Origin of the sequence: Chromohalobacter sarecensis (assembly GCF_023061135.1) — a bacterium.
Lineage (GTDB): Bacteria > Pseudomonadota > Gammaproteobacteria > Pseudomonadales > Halomonadaceae > Chromohalobacter > Chromohalobacter sarecensis.
On the sequence record NZ_JAKGAN010000002.1, the window covers coordinates 353056 to 366728 of the forward strand.

At 63.4% G+C, this 13673-nt stretch carries 10 protein-coding genes; 9 read left to right on the forward strand and 1 reads right to left on the reverse strand.

Annotated elements, in window-relative coordinates; translation table 11 throughout:
• The first annotated feature begins 20 nt into the window (after nt 1-20).
• The 5 genes from L1071_RS04535 to L1071_RS04555 are packed head-to-tail and all read left to right on the forward strand — an operon-like array spanning nt 21 to nt 2874.
• The gene (locus L1071_RS04535; RefSeq protein ID WP_246969226.1) at nt 21-347 is read left to right on the forward strand and encodes a YbaB/EbfC family nucleoid-associated protein; all 327 of its coding nucleotides are present in this window, start codon (nt 21-23) and stop codon (nt 345-347) included.
• A gap of 3 nt (nt 348-350) precedes the next feature.
• Nucleotides 351-962, forward strand: coding sequence for a recombination mediator RecR (gene recR, locus L1071_RS04540; protein WP_246896578.1), 612 nt, complete (start codon nt 351-353; stop codon nt 960-962).
• A 28-nt stretch (nt 963-990) separates the two neighbouring features.
• Nucleotides 991-2118, forward strand: a complete 1128-nt coding sequence (gene rnd / locus L1071_RS04545) for a ribonuclease D (RefSeq protein WP_246969230.1) — start codon at nt 991-993, stop codon at nt 2116-2118.
• A 13-nt stretch (nt 2119-2131) separates the two neighbouring features.
• On the forward strand, nt 2132-2422 hold the full coding sequence (locus tag L1071_RS04550; protein WP_246896576.1) for a YcgL domain-containing protein: 291 nt from the start codon (nt 2132-2134) through the stop codon (nt 2420-2422).
• 5 nt (nt 2423-2427) lie between these two features.
• Entirely contained in the window at nt 2428-2874 is a 447-nt protein-coding gene (locus L1071_RS04555; RefSeq protein ID WP_246969233.1) for a YcgN family cysteine cluster protein, read from the forward strand.
• Between the two features lie 66 nt (nt 2875-2940).
• Here the strand turns inward: L1071_RS04555 and L1071_RS04560 are convergent, their stop codons facing one another.
• Nucleotides 2941-5037, reverse strand: a complete 2097-nt coding sequence (locus L1071_RS04560; RefSeq protein ID WP_246969237.1) for a S9 family peptidase — start codon at nt 5035-5037, stop codon at nt 2941-2943.
• Nucleotides 5038-5085: 48 nt separating this feature from the next.
• Here L1071_RS04560 and L1071_RS04565 point away from each other — a divergent pair, with 48 nt between their 5' ends.
• The 4 genes from L1071_RS04565 to hrpA all read left to right on the forward strand — a co-directional run bounded on the left by L1071_RS04565 (nt 5086) and on the right by hrpA (nt 13647).
• Nucleotides 5086-5544, forward strand: a complete 459-nt coding sequence (locus L1071_RS04565) for a hypothetical protein (protein WP_246969240.1) — start codon at nt 5086-5088, stop codon at nt 5542-5544.
• 58 nt (nt 5545-5602) lie between these two features.
• Complete coding sequence (locus tag L1071_RS04570; protein ID WP_246969243.1) at nt 5603-7420, forward strand: vWA domain-containing protein; 1818 nt, start codon at nt 5603-5605, stop codon at nt 7418-7420.
• Between the two features lie 469 nt (nt 7421-7889).
• Nucleotides 7890-9581 (forward strand): AMP-binding protein, encoded by a 1692-nt coding sequence (locus L1071_RS04575; protein WP_246969246.1) that lies wholly within the window; start codon nt 7890-7892, stop codon nt 9579-9581.
• Nucleotides 9582-9663: 82 nt separating this feature from the next.
• Nucleotides 9664-13647, forward strand: a complete 3984-nt coding sequence (gene hrpA, locus L1071_RS04580) for an ATP-dependent RNA helicase HrpA (protein ID WP_246969249.1) — start codon at nt 9664-9666, stop codon at nt 13645-13647.
• Nucleotides 13648-13673 lie beyond the last annotated feature (26 nt).

Below are 13673 nucleotides of genomic sequence, written 5' to 3' on the forward strand. Positions count from 1 at the left end.
AACTCCTTGAGGATACGACCATGATGAAGGGCGGAATGGGCAACATGATGAAACAGGCCCAGGAAATGCAGGAAAAGATGCAGAAGGTCCAGGAGGAAATCGCCGAGACCGAAGTCATGGGCGAGGCCGGGGCCGGCATGATCAAGGTCACCATGAACGGTCGTCACGACGTGAGTAACGTGAACATCGATCCCTCGGTGATGGAAGAAGACAAGGAATTGCTCGAGGACTTGCTGGCCGCCGCCGTCAACGACGCGGTGCGCAAGGTCGAGACGACATCCAAGGAGCGTATGGAAGAAGTTACCGCCGGGATGAACCTGCCGGCGGACTTCAAGATGCCGTTCTAAGCGATGGCGTTTTCTCCCCTCGTCGATCAACTGCTGGAGACGCTGCGTGTGTTGCCGGGCGTGGGCCCCAAGACTGCGCAGCGTATGGCCTTGCATCTGCTGGAGCGCGACCGCGATGGCGGTCGCCGTCTGGTCGCCTCATTGGGCGAGGCCTTGGAGCAGGTGGGCTATTGTCAGCGTTGCCGTACGCTGACCGAGACGCCGTTATGCACCATTTGCCAAGATGCACGGCGCGATGAAGGACTGCTGTGCGTTGTCGAATCACCGGCCGATATGCTGGCGATCGAGCAGGCCGGCGGCTATCGTGGCCACTATTTCGTGCTCCACGGCCATTTGTCGCCGCTGGATGGCATCGGCCCCGAAGATATCGGGCTCGATCAGCTCGATGAACGGCTTGCAAACGGCGCCATCGAGGAATTGATTCTGGCCACCAACCCTACCGTGGAAGGCGAGGCTACTGCGCACTATATCGCCGAACAACTGCGTGGCACCGGCGTGCGTCTGTCGCGCCTGGCGTACGGCGTGCCCATGGGTGGCGAGCTGGAATACGTCGACGGCGGCACGCTGAGTCGCGCCTTCAATGGCCGTTTGCCCTTCGCGCAAGAGTCGAGCTGACCCTCATCATCGTCAACAAGGATACGGGATGCCCCCGAGTTTCGAGATTCGCTGGGTGGAAACGCCCACCGCGCTGGCCGAGGCGTGCGAGACGCTGGCCGACGCCGATTGGCTAGCGGTGGACACCGAGTTTCACCGCGAGTCGACGTTCTTTCCCATCGCGGCCTTGGTGCAGCTCTACGCCGGCGGCGATGAGGCCTTCCTGATCGACCCGCAAGTCGTGGCGGCCGATAGTGCTCTGCAGGCGCTCCTGGGGGCCGACGGCCCCCTCAAGTTGCTGCATGCCAGCGGCGAAGACCTCGAAGTGCTGGAGAGCTGGGCGCATGTTGCCGTCGCGCCAATCGCCGATACGCAGGTGGCGCAAAGCCTGCTGAGTACCCAGGCATCGCTGGGCTATCAACGCTTGGTCGAGCAATGGACCGGCGACGCGTTGCCCAAGGAGGAGACGCGCTCGGATTGGCTGCGGCGTCCGTTGTCCGATGCACAGCTACGCTATGCCGCGCTGGACGTGGTCTATCTACCGCTTGTCTGGCAAGCGCAGCGCGACGCACTGGTGCAGCAGGGGCGCCTGGACTGGCTGGAAGAGGAATGCGCGCGCCTGTGCGAGGCCAATCGTCGCAACCGCGATGCCGATGAGCAGTGGTATCGGCGTCATCGCCAGTTGTGGCGGCTCGAACCGCGTCAACTGGCGCTTTATCAGGCGCTCACGCGGTGGCGCGAAGGCGAGGTGCGTCGTCGTGATCTGCCGCGTGGCTGGCTGGCGAGCGACAAGGTGCTGTTCGCGATCGCGGTGGAGATGCCGCACAACCGCCATCAGCTCTCGACCATTGAAGGCGTCCGGCCCAAACTGATCAAACATGACGGCGATACCTTGCTGGCGATGGTGCAAGCAGCCGCGCACCTCGATGACGAGGCACTGCCGACGGCGCTACCACCCCCGCATTCAGCGGCGTTCAAGACGCGGCTCAAGGCACTCAAAAGCGTGGTCAACCGCGAGGCCGAACGCTTGGACATCGCTCCCGAGGTGCTGGCCAACCGCCGCGACCTCGAAGCCTTGGTGATGGCGGACCTGGACGGCGTGCCGCTGTCACTGCCCCTGGGCTGGCGTGGCACCTTGCTGGCCGAGGCGTTCACCCAGGCACTGGCCGATCACTGAGAGGCGAAAGACGATGCCCAAACGACTCTGTGAAATCTTCAAGAGCCCGCGTCGCGACGAGATGTATTTATACGTGGATCGCGCGCGAGGGCTGACGGATGTGCCCGAAGCGCTGCTCGAGCGGTTCGGTAAACCGGTATCCGTGACCGTGATGATGCTCAGCGAAGACAAGCCGCTGGCGCGGGCCAAGGCGGGGGACGTGCTGGCCGCCATCGCGTCACAAGGCTTCTACCTGCAGATGCCGCCGGCACGCGAGGCCTACATGCTGGATTCATACAAGGCGCCCACTGAGGCACGGTACTGACGACTATGCGTGAACGTTTCTGGGAACGCTTTACTCTCGACGAGCTCGACGATGAAGAGTGGGAAGCGCTCTGCGACGGCTGCGGGAAGTGTTGTCTGCTTAAGCTTGAAGACGACGAGAGCGGCGATGTCGCCACGCTCAACGTGGCCTGCCAGTTGCTGGATATCGATACTTGCCGTTGCAGCGATTACGAAAACCGCTTCGAGCATGTGCCGGGATGCACCAAGTTGACTCGCGACAACCTGGCGGCGTTTCACTGGCTGCCGGCGTCGTGTGCCTATCGTCGATTGGCCGAGGGACGCAAGCTCGCGGCCTGGCATCCACTGATCGCTGGCGATGCACAGCGCATGCATCGCAAGCAAAAGAGCGTGCGTCACTTCGCGGTGAGCGAGTGCGAGGTGGCCGACGAGGCGCTCGAAGATCACATCATCGACATCATCCCGTGCCAATGACGTTGTCGGTGGCATGGTGCGGTATATGAAGAAGGCCCCAACCGGGGCCTTCTTCGTTATGGGGCGTCAGCGTGGGCGGTCAGCTGGCATCTCGGTGTCGGTGAGGCCCAGTGCCCAAAGTAGGAAGGCATCCTGGCGAGCGTTGTCGTGCCAGGCCTTGAAGCGTCCCGAGGCGCCGCCATGCCCGGCGGCCATGTCGGTGCGCAGGAGGATGGGGCGGTGCTGCTCGGCGGGCAGTTGTGAGACGATCTCGGTCAGGCGCGCGTAAAGCTTGGCCGGCTCCCAATAGGGCACGCGCGAGTCGTGCCAACTGCCTTGCAGGAACAGCGTGGGATAGGGCTGCGCGACGAGGTTGTCGAGGGGGGAATAGTCTCGAATGCGGCGTTTCGCTTCCGGTTCGTTAGGATTGCCCCATTCGCTGTATTCCGCGGTCGTCAACGGCAGGTCGGGGTTTTCCATGGTGCGCAGCACATCGACGAACGGCACGTCGAGCACGGCGGCACAGAATGCATCCGGCTCGAGATTGAGGCTGGCGCCGACTAGCAGGCCGCCGGCGCTGGCGCCATAGGCGGCGATGCGCTGGGTATCTGCCACGCCATGTGCCACCAGGGCATGGCGCGCGGCGAGAAAGTCGCGGAAGCTGTTTTCCTTGTGCGCCAGTTTGCCGGCCAGGTACCAGGGTTCGCCCCGGTCGCCGCCGCCGCGTACATGGGCGACGGCGAACGCCACGCCCCGCGACAGCAGCTCGAGCCGCGCCACGGAGAACCACGGATCGAGCACCTCCCCGTAGGCGCCATAGCCATAGAGCAACGTCGGCAGTGGCCCTTGCTCGATCAGATCGCCCCGCGCCACGACGGACACCGGGATGCGTTCGCCGTCGTGGGCCTCGGCCCAAAGGCGGCGGCATACCAGTTGCTCGGGGGCCAGGTCGCCATGCACGGGCTGGGCCTTGAGTAGACGGCGCGCATCGGTATCGAGATCGTGCTCGATCCAGCGCGGCGGCAGCGTGAACGATTCCTCGTGCAGGCGCAGGAGACGGGTGTCGAAATCGGGTGTATCGCCGAGTATCAGGCTGCAGGGCGCTTCGGGCAGCGGCAGGCGCCGCTTGATTGGCGTCTCCGTGTCGAGCGCGACCACGCTGAGATGCACCTGAGCCTCACGATGATCACGTTCGGTGATGACGAGCCCCCAGGCAAAGGCATCGACGCCTTCCAGCGTCAGGTGCTCCTGGTGGTCGAGCAGCGGCGTCCAGTCATCCGGCGTGGACTCGGCCGCGATATCGAGCCGGAAATGCGGCGCGTCCTGGTTATGCAGGATGTAGAAATGACCGGGGCGGTGCTCGAGGCCGTATTCGACGCCCTTGACACGTTCGCGTACGCAGCGCGGCGGCGTATCGGGCGTTGCCGCGGGGATCAGGTGGCACTCCGATGTGTCCTTGGAGGCGGTTTCCAGCACCAGCCAGGCGCGTGAACGGGTCTTGCCCAGTCCCACCCAGAATTCAGAGTCCGCTTCACGAAATAGGCACGCGCTTTCTCCGCTGACGATGTCCAGCCGCCAGATGCTGTCCGGGCGCTGCGTGTCGTCGTAACGCGTGAACAGCAGATTGCGGTTGTCCTCGGCGCAGCACAGTTCGGGGCCGATGTCGGTCAGCAAGCGCCGAGGTTCGCCGTCAGGCAGGACACGCAGGAAGAGATCGAAATTCTCGTCGCCGTTGGTGTCTTCGGTCCACGCCAGCCAGCTTTCATCCGGTGCGATGGCCATGTCGGCGACTTCCATGAAGTCGTGTTCTTGGGCGCGGGCCTGGACATCGAGCACGCATTCACGCCGTGACGCATCGTGGTTGGGGTGGCGCCACCATACCGGATAGTCGGCGTCGTGGGCGGTCTCGCTCCAGTAGGTATAGTGATCGAGTGGCGTGCGCAGGCCATCGACAGCCAGCTCGCGACGCGCCAAGTGGCCGGCGTAGAGCGTCTCGACGAGCGGCTCGAGGGGCGCGAAGCAGGCGGTGGACTCTACGTTGGCCTGCTCGAGAAAGCCCTCTACCTCAGGATCGTCACGATTCTCCAGCCAATGCCAGTGAGGATCGTCCTTGCGTTTGAAGCGCGCGACCGGCGAGAGTTGGGTTGCGTCGTGAAGCGCAGGGATGTGCGGCTGTGCTTTCATGTGTAGCGGTGTACCATGTCGAAGAAAGATCGAACGCGAGAGGACGCGATGCTGATTTCCGATTCCTTGCCACAGTTGTGGCTGAGTTACTTTGTATTATCGCTGCTGGTGCTGGTCACCGGCTACCTTGGGGTGCGCTTTTTGCCCAGATTGCCGCGTTGGGTGGTCACCGGTGCGGTTGCGGGGATGTTATGGGCAGTAGCGCCGTTTACCTCGCCCTTGCTGGAGGACGGAGAGCATTATTCCGGTCTCGCGCCGGCCATCGTCGTCGTCGCTGTGGGGGTGCTGCAGGGCGATGGCGGGCAACTTGCCGTGGCCACGCCGCTGTTGTTGGTCGGCATGGCGATAGGCGGCGTGCTGGGCGCGCTGTTATGGATGTGGCGCCGGCGTCGCAATAGCGGTGGTGATAACGACGCATCACGCGGTGGCCGTGGCAAGCAGCGTAAGTCGCGCAGCGGAAATACGCAGAATGACGCCGCCGGGCGTCGTGAGCCGGTGCTCAACTGATACTCTGATATCCGTATTACGCAAGATTACGCAAGCAATTATAAAAGAAGGAAGGGTCATGCGAGCGCTGTTCGCGTTGCTGTTGTTATGTGTTGGCGGGGGGCTCTCGCCCCTCGGCTGGGCACAGGACTCCGCCGCATCCCCGACGCCGGATATTCGCATGATTTTCGACGTCTCGGGCAGCATGAAAGCCAATGATCCCGATAACTTGCGCGCTTCTGCACTGCAACTGGCGGCGACGTTGCTGCCCTCGCAGGCGCGTGGTTCGGTGTGGACGTTCGGCTCGCAGGTGCGTAATCCCTTGCCCGATGGCAAGGTCGATGCCCAATGGCGACGGCGTGCCCGGTCGCTGGCGCCGCAACTCGTCGATTATCAGCAGTTCACCGATATAGAAGGGGTGCTGCGAGACGCCACCGATGCTTTAGGAGGCAAGCGCCATGTGGTGTTGTTGACCGATGGCATGGTCGATTTGCCGGGAAGTGGCGAGGAAAAACGCACCCGTGATGCGGCGTCGCGCGAGACATTGCTGAGCTCGCTGGCGCCTGAACTTGCCTCGCGCGATGATGTGGTGGTGCATACCATTGCGCTATCGCATAACGTGGATCGCGAGCTGCTCGAGCGGATATCCCAAGCCACGGGTGGCTTGGCGGCGGTAGCTGAAACGCCCGAAGCATTGCTGCGGGCATTTCTCGATGTACTCGAGCGCATCGTGCCCCGCGATCAACTGCCGCTCGAGGAAGGACGTTTCGATGTCGATGACGAAGTCGAGAACTTCAATGCGCTGATTTTTCACGACGAGGACGCGTCCGAGATCACCCTGGTGGGCCCCGACGGCGAGCGTTATACGCGTGACGACCATCCCGATGACATCCTCTGGCAGGACAATCCCCGTTATGACCTGATTCGCGTCCCCGAGCCGCAGGCGGGCGAGTGGCATATCGAAGGGCCGGTGGGCCGCGATAGCCGCGTGAGCATCGAGTCGCCGTTGCAATTGCGCAGTGACAGCTTGCCGCCGACCCTGTATCTGGGCTTCGATGTACCGCTCGACGCTTGGCTATCCCGCGAGGGCGAAACCCTTGAAGGCGATACGTTGCCTGAAGACATTCGCCTGCGTGGCGAATTGCGCGGACTCGATGACGAAACGCTCGTCTCCACGTCCTTGAAAGCCGGTGACGATGGGCATTTCACGGGGACGCTGGCAGCGCCCGAGGAGGCAGGCAATGCCCGCCTGGTACTCAATGCCGATAGCGACGCCTGGACGCGCGAGCGCGTGCAGGGCGTCAATGTCGTCACCCCCGTGACCGCGACGCTGAACGACGATGCCACGCAGGTCACGCTGGAGGCGCAGCATCCGCGCCTGAACGTCGACAATACGCAGATTTCGGCGAGCCTGCTGGGCGAAACGCTCGACGTGGTACCCGATGACGAGCGGACATGGCAGATCGCGTTGCCGGAGATCGACCCCGATCAAGCGGTGCCGTTGGATCTCGATGTGACGGTGACGCTCGACGACCGCTCCTGGTCCATTGCCTTGCCTGTGCTACGCCTCAACCCCGAGGCGCGTATCGGCGTTTCCGGCGCCGAGATCGATGACGATGGGCCGCGCGCCGAGGCGTTGCCGGACGGCAAGGCTGCCAGCCAAGAGGAAAAGAGTGATGCGAGCGAGGAACGTAACCTGACCACCATGGCCGGCGCGCTATGGGATAAGGCCGGCGGCGAGTGGCAGGCACTGCGACCGCATATCGAGCCCTACGCCAAGCGCCCTTCGACGTGGGTGGTGCTCGCCGCGCTGCTAGTGGCATTGGCAATCTTGTGGACGCTGCGTCGGCGCTCCAGACGGCGTCGGCATCGGCGGCGGCGCGAACCGCAGGTCTAACCATCGGCAAGATCCATAGCCTCGGCATGATTGCCGGGGCTTTTTGTCTTCCGGTGCCTGTGAATATGTGTCGAGGGTCGGTATTGAACGTTAGTTTCAATCGACTGTTTTAATTCTTGCTGGCCTGTTATAACGGAAACGGCACCGTCAATGATGTTGTCCGACAGATATCGAACAATGTTTCATCACGCACGCCGAGCTGGCTGGTGTCGTAGCCGGTGTCGCGCTATCTTGCGGAAAGCCTGTGTTTTTCGGTATGACCCAGGCTCGAGATGCAATAATAAATGTCGGCGCCCTGAGGGTGTTTACAAAACAGGCGAACGAAGGCAAGGCAAGGCAAAATTGGCCGAAAAAACGGAGTTTACATGGGGGTAAATGAGTATTTTGAGGCCGATTTTAACGCCGAATTGTCGAGTGCAGCCCTTTTGTAAGCACCCTCTGAAGTCGACCCGGTCAGCGGAGATATACAATGAGCCACGCCACCTCGCCGGTCGTTTCCGGTCCGCCTCTCGAAGGAATGGAGGAGTTCGCCTCGGTCAACGAGGTGTTCGTCCACACCTGCGGGCGCTTCGCCGACAAGCCGGCGTTTACCTGCATGGGCAAAACGCTGAGCTATGCAGAGCTCGAACGCCTCTCGCGGGATTTCGCCGCCTGGCTCAGCGAGGAAACCGATCTCGTGCCAGGAGATCGCATCGCCATCCAGTTGCCCAATGTGCTGCAGTTTCCCGTGGCGATCTTCGGTGCCATGCGAGCCGGGCTAGTGGTGGTCAATACCAACCCGCTGTATACCGAGCGCGAGATGGCGCATCAATTTCAGGATGCCGACGTCAAGGCGATCCTGATCCTTGCCAACATGGCCGACAAGCTCGAGCGGATACTGCCGCGCACGGCGATTCGTCACGTACTGGTGACCGAGCTCGGCGACATGCATGACTTTCCCAAGCGTCCGCTGATCAATGCCGTGGTCAAGCACGTCAAGAAGATGGTGCCGCGCTACACGTTGCCCGAGGCGACGCGCTTTCGCGATGCGCTGACACGCGGGCGAGGGCAGTCGAGCGAAGCGGCCATATGCCAGAGCGACGATGTGGCCGTGCTGCAGTACACCGGCGGTACTACCGGCGTGGCCAAGGGCACCATGCTCACGCATCGCAACCTGATCGCCAACATGCTGCAAACGCGCCAGATGATCGCCGGGCTGATCGAGGAAGGGCGCGAGACGATCATCGCGCCGCTGCCCGTCTATCATATCTATACCTTTACGGTGAATTGCCTGTTCACCATGGTCACCGGCAATCACACCGTGCTGATTCCCAATCCGCGCGATATCGACGGCTTCATCAAGACGCTGCGCAAGACCGAGTACACCGGTTTCGTGGGCCTCAATACGTTGTTCAATGCGCTATGCAATCGCGAGGACTTCCGTGCCCTGGATTTTTCGCGTCTCAAGCTGACCATTTCCGGGGGCATGGCGCTGACCAAGGCCGCCGCGAAACGTTGGGAAGAGGTCACGGGTTGCGCGATTCTGGAAGGCTACGGGATGACCGAGACCTCGCCCATTGTGTGCGTCAATCCGCCGGACGGTATTCAACTGGGGACTATCGGCAAGCCGGTGCCCGGCACCTCGATCAAGGTGATCGGTCCGGAAGGCGAAGAGGTGGTGCGGGGCGAGCCTGGCGAGCTGTGCGTTCAGGGGCCGCAGGTGATGAAGGGTTATTGGAATCGCCCTGAGGATACCGCCAAGACGCTGGACGCCGAGGGCTGGATCCGCACCGGGGATATCGCCGTGATTCAGGATGACGACTACGTGCGCATCGTCGACCGTAAGAAGGACATGATCATCGTCTCCGGCTTCAACGTCTATCCCAACGAGGTCGAGGACGTGGTGGCCACGCACGCGGATGTGATCGAGGTCGCTGCTATCGGCGTGCCTGATGAGGCCTCCGGCGAGGCGATCAAGCTCTTCGTGGTGAGCCGCGACGAGGCGTTGGATGCCGAGACGTTGCGCCGCTGGTGCAAGCAGGAACTCTCCGCCTACAAGGTGCCCAAGCTCATCGAGTTTCGCGATGAACTGCCCAAGACCAACGTCGGCAAGGTACTGCGCCGCGAGCTTCGCGACGGCCAAGACAGCAAAGAATCGGCGCCGAGTAATGGGCTGACATAGGCGCGAGGTCGGCCTTGGCGTTACAATTGACGGCTCGTCTTCGCGTGAAGGCGAGCCGTTTTGCTGATTTCATGAGGCGCCCTTGAGCACGACACCGACGAGCGATTCCCGCGATCAACTGGCGCGCCTGCGCTCGCAACTCGACGATTGCCTGCTGCGCGACGCCCGCGATCAGGGGCGGCGTCTCGACAAGCTGGCAGGACGCGCGCGCGGCGGTAAACCCATCGACCGTTCGCTGCGCGAGATCGAAACGCGTCTGGCGCGCTCCCGAGAGGCCTTGGCGGCACGGCGTGCCCAGCCGTTGACGCTGCGTTATCCCGAGCATCTACCCGTGGTCGAGCGTCGCGAGGACCTGCTGGCGGCGCTCGATGAACACCAGATCGTCGTGGTGGCCGGGGAAACCGGCTCGGGCAAGACCACCCAGCTACCCAAGCTGTGTCTCGAGCTGGGGCTGGGGCGGCGCGGCCTGATCGGCCATACGCAGCCACGGCGCCTGGCGGCACGCACCGTCGCCACGCGCCTCGCCGAAGAACTGGAAGTACCGCTGGGGTCACAAGTCGGCTATCAGGTGCGCTTCACCGACCAGACCGATGAGCGCACGTTGGTCAAGCTGATGACCGACGGCATCCTGCTCGCCGAGACGCAGAACGACCCGGATCTCGAGCGCTACGAGGCGATCATCATCGACGAGGCTCACGAGCGCAGCCTCAACATCGACTTCCTGCTCGGGTATCTCAAGCGTCTCACCGAACGCCGCCCGGATCTCAAGATCATCATTACCTCGGCGACCATCGACGTCGAGCGTTTCAGCCAACACTTCGGGCGTGAAGGCAAGCCGGCGCCGGTTGTCGAGGTCTCGGGGCGCACGTACCCGGTGGACGTGTTTTATCGGCCGCTGGTGCGCGATGCCGACGACGAGGAAGACCGCTCCCTGCAGGAAGGCATCCTGCATGCGGTGGAAGAGATCGAGTCCATCGAGCGCGAGCGACGCTGGTTCAGCGGGCCGCGCGACGTGTTGATCTTTCTGCCCGGTGAGCGGGAAATCCGCGAGACGGCGGATACCCTGCGGCGTGCCGATCTCCGCGGCACCGAGATCCTGCCGCTCTATGCGCGCCTTTCCAACGCCGAGCAGAACCGCGTGTTCCAGTCGCACACCGGGCGCCGCATCGTGCTGGCCACCAATGTCGCCGAAACCTCGTTGACCGTGCCGGGCATTCGTTATGTCATCGACCCCGGCCTGGTGCGCATCAGCCGTTACAGCTACCGCTCCAAGGTGCAACGCCTGCCCATCGAGCCGGTCAGCCAGGCGAGTGCCGATCAGCGCAAGGGGCGCTGTGGGCGTATCAGCGAGGGTGTGTGTATTCGCCTCTACAGCGAGGAAGACTTCCTGGCGCGGCCGACCTACACCGAGCCCGAAATCCAGCGTACCAATCTGGCCTCGGTGATCCTGTCGATGCTGGCACTCAAACTCGGCGATATCGAAGCGTTTCCGTTCGTCGATGTGCCGGACTCGCGCTTCGTCAAGGACGGTTATCGCCTGCTCTATGAGCTGGGGGCGGTGAGCGCCGACAATCGCCTGAGCGAGCTGGGACGACGCCTGGCCCGCTTGCCCATCGATCCCCGCCTGGCGCGCATGGTGCTGGCCGGTGCCGAGCAGGGCAGCCTGCGCGAAACCTTGATCGTAGTCAGCGCGCTGACCGCCCAGGACCCGCGTGACCGCCCGGCCGACAAGCGCCAGGCCGCCGATCAACAACATCGCCAGTGGCAGGATCCCGAGTCCGACTTCATGGCCTGGCTGAATCTCTGGCATGGCGTCGAGCATGCGCGCGAGACCTTGTCAGGCAATCAGCTGCGGCGCTGGTGTCGCGACAACTATTTGAGTTATCTGCGCTTGCGCGAGTGGCACGATACTTTTCGCCAGCTCAAGCAATTGACCCGCGACATGGGGCTCGAGTCCTCGAGCGCCGTGCTGCCGCCCAAAGAAGACGCCCCCGCGACGGCGCATCCGCGTGTCGACGGCGAACGCCTGCACAAGGCGCTGCTCTCGGGGCTGCTCTCGCACCTGGGGACGCTGCAGGAAAATCGCGAGTATCTGGGCGCGCGCAATCGCAAGTTCATGATTCATCCCGGCTCGGGGCTGGCCAAGAAGACGCCCAAGTGGGTCATGGCTGGCGAGTTGGTGGAAACCTCGCGGCTGTATGCGCGTGACGTGGCGCGCATCCAACCGGACTGGGTCGAGCCCATGGCCGAGCATCTGATCAAGCGCAGCCACAGCGAACCGCATTGGGAAATGAAGCGCGGCCAGGTGGTGGCTTTCGAGCAGGTCACGTTGTTCGGCCTGCCCATCGTCACCGGGCGGCGCGTCGACTATGCCAAGGTGGCGCCGGAGGAGGCGCGCGAAATCTTCATCCGCCGCGCCCTGGTGGAAGGCGAGTATCGCAGCCAGGCCGATTTCTTCCAGCACAATCGCGCCTTGATCGACGACGTCGAGGAGCTCGAGGACCGCGCCCGCAAGCGCGATATCCTGGTCGACGAGGAGACGCTGTTCGCCTTCTACGATGCGCGCTTGCCGGCGGACGTCGCCGGTGCGCGCAGCTTCGAGCGCTGGCGCAAGCAAGCCGAGCGCGAGGCCCCTGAGGTACTCAAGCTCGACCGCGATACGCTGATGGCGCGTGACGCCGAGGAGATCACGCAGGAGGCCTATCCCGATGTGCTGGTACACAACGGCGTGCGCTACCCGCTGAGCTATCATTTCGCGCCCCGGGAGCCCGATGACGGCGTGACCTTGACGGTGCCGGCGGCAATGCTCTCGCAGCTCCCCGAAGGACGCCTCGAATGGTTGGTGCCGGGGCTCTTGCGCGAGAAGTGCATCGCGCTGCTCAAGACGCTGCCCAAGGCGATTCGCCGCCAGGTGGTGCCGATTCCCGATTGGGTGGATGCCGCCCTGGCGACGCTGGTGCCCGATGAGCGTCCGCTGACCGAGGCGCTGGGCGAGTTCCTGCGTCGACGCACCGGCGTACGCCTGGGGCCCGATGACTGGCATACCGAGGCTCTCGAGGCGCATCTGGTCATGAACCTGCGGGTGGTCGACCACGATGGCAAGGTGCTCGGCGAAGGGCGCGACTTGAGCGCCCTCAAGCAGCGTTTCGACGAGGCGGCGAGCCAGGGCGCCAAGGCGCTGGCGGCGAGTGGGCCGACGGCCGAGGCGCTGGACGAGTTGCCGGCACAGGCGATTCCCGAGTCGCGCTCCACCCAGCAGGCGGGCATTCGCGTCGAGGCTTATCCGGCACTGGTCGACCAGGGCGATAGCCTGGCCATCGAATCGTTCGATCATCCGGACAAGGCGCACGCGGCGCATCGTCATGGGGTAAAGCGTGCGGCGATGCTGCGTCTGCCTGAGCAGGTGCGCTACCTCGCCCGCGAGCTCAAGGGGGTGGATCGTTGTGCGTTGCTGTTCGCCAAGGTGGGCAGCAAGCAACAACTCGTCGATGACCTGATCGAGGCCGTCTTTCTGCAGGTGGTTGCCGTGGATCCGTTGCCGCGCGATCGCGACGCCCTCGAGGCACGCATCGAGGCCACGCGAGGCGAGCTGGTCGCGCATGCCGAATCTCTGGTCGCGATCCTCCAGAAGGCACTGGAAGGGCATCTGGAGGTGACCAAGGCGCTCAAGGGCAACATCGGTTTCTCATTGGCCTTGGTCTACAGTGATTTGAAAGCCCAGATGGGGCGCCTGGTGTATCCCGGCTTCATCAGCGATGCCGAGGCGTGGCTCGAGCAGTATCCGCGCTACATGCAGGCGGCGCTGATCCGGCTCGAGAAGGCGCCGCGCGAACGCAGCCGCGATCAGGCGGCGATGCATCAGGTACACGAATTCGAGGAGCGCCTGCGTGCACGTCTCGAGGCCGATCAGCGCGAGGGCCGTCGCGACCCGCGTTTCATCGAGTTCGGCTGGTGGCTCGAGGAGTTGCGGGTGTCATTGTTCGCCCAGCAACTCGGCACCCTGGCGCCGGTGTCGGTCAAGCGCCTCGAGCGGCGCTGGGCGGAACTGACGGGTCGTCAGCAGTGACACCGCGCATTCTAATGATTACACGC

Coding starts and splice junctions, on each gene's coding strand:
- L1071_RS04535 (WP_246969226.1), top strand. CDS start 21: ATGATGAAGGGCGGAATGGGCAACATGATGAAACAGGCCCAGGAAATG.
- recR (WP_246896578.1), top strand. CDS start 351: ATGGCGTTTTCTCCCCTCGTCGATCAACTGCTGGAGACGCTGCGTGTG.
- rnd (WP_246969230.1), top strand. CDS start 991: ATGCCCCCGAGTTTCGAGATTCGCTGGGTGGAAACGCCCACCGCGCTG.
- L1071_RS04550 (WP_246896576.1), top strand. CDS start 2,132: ATGCCCAAACGACTCTGTGAAATCTTCAAGAGCCCGCGTCGCGACGAG.
- L1071_RS04555 (WP_246969233.1), top strand. CDS start 2,428: ATGCGTGAACGTTTCTGGGAACGCTTTACTCTCGACGAGCTCGACGAT.
- L1071_RS04560 (WP_246969237.1), bottom strand. CDS start 5,037: ATGAAAGCACAGCCGCACATCCCTGCGCTTCACGACGCAACCCAACTC.
- L1071_RS04565 (WP_246969240.1), top strand. CDS start 5,086: ATGCTGATTTCCGATTCCTTGCCACAGTTGTGGCTGAGTTACTTTGTA.
- L1071_RS04570 (WP_246969243.1), top strand. CDS start 5,603: ATGCGAGCGCTGTTCGCGTTGCTGTTGTTATGTGTTGGCGGGGGGCTC.
- L1071_RS04575 (WP_246969246.1), top strand. CDS start 7,890: ATGAGCCACGCCACCTCGCCGGTCGTTTCCGGTCCGCCTCTCGAAGGA.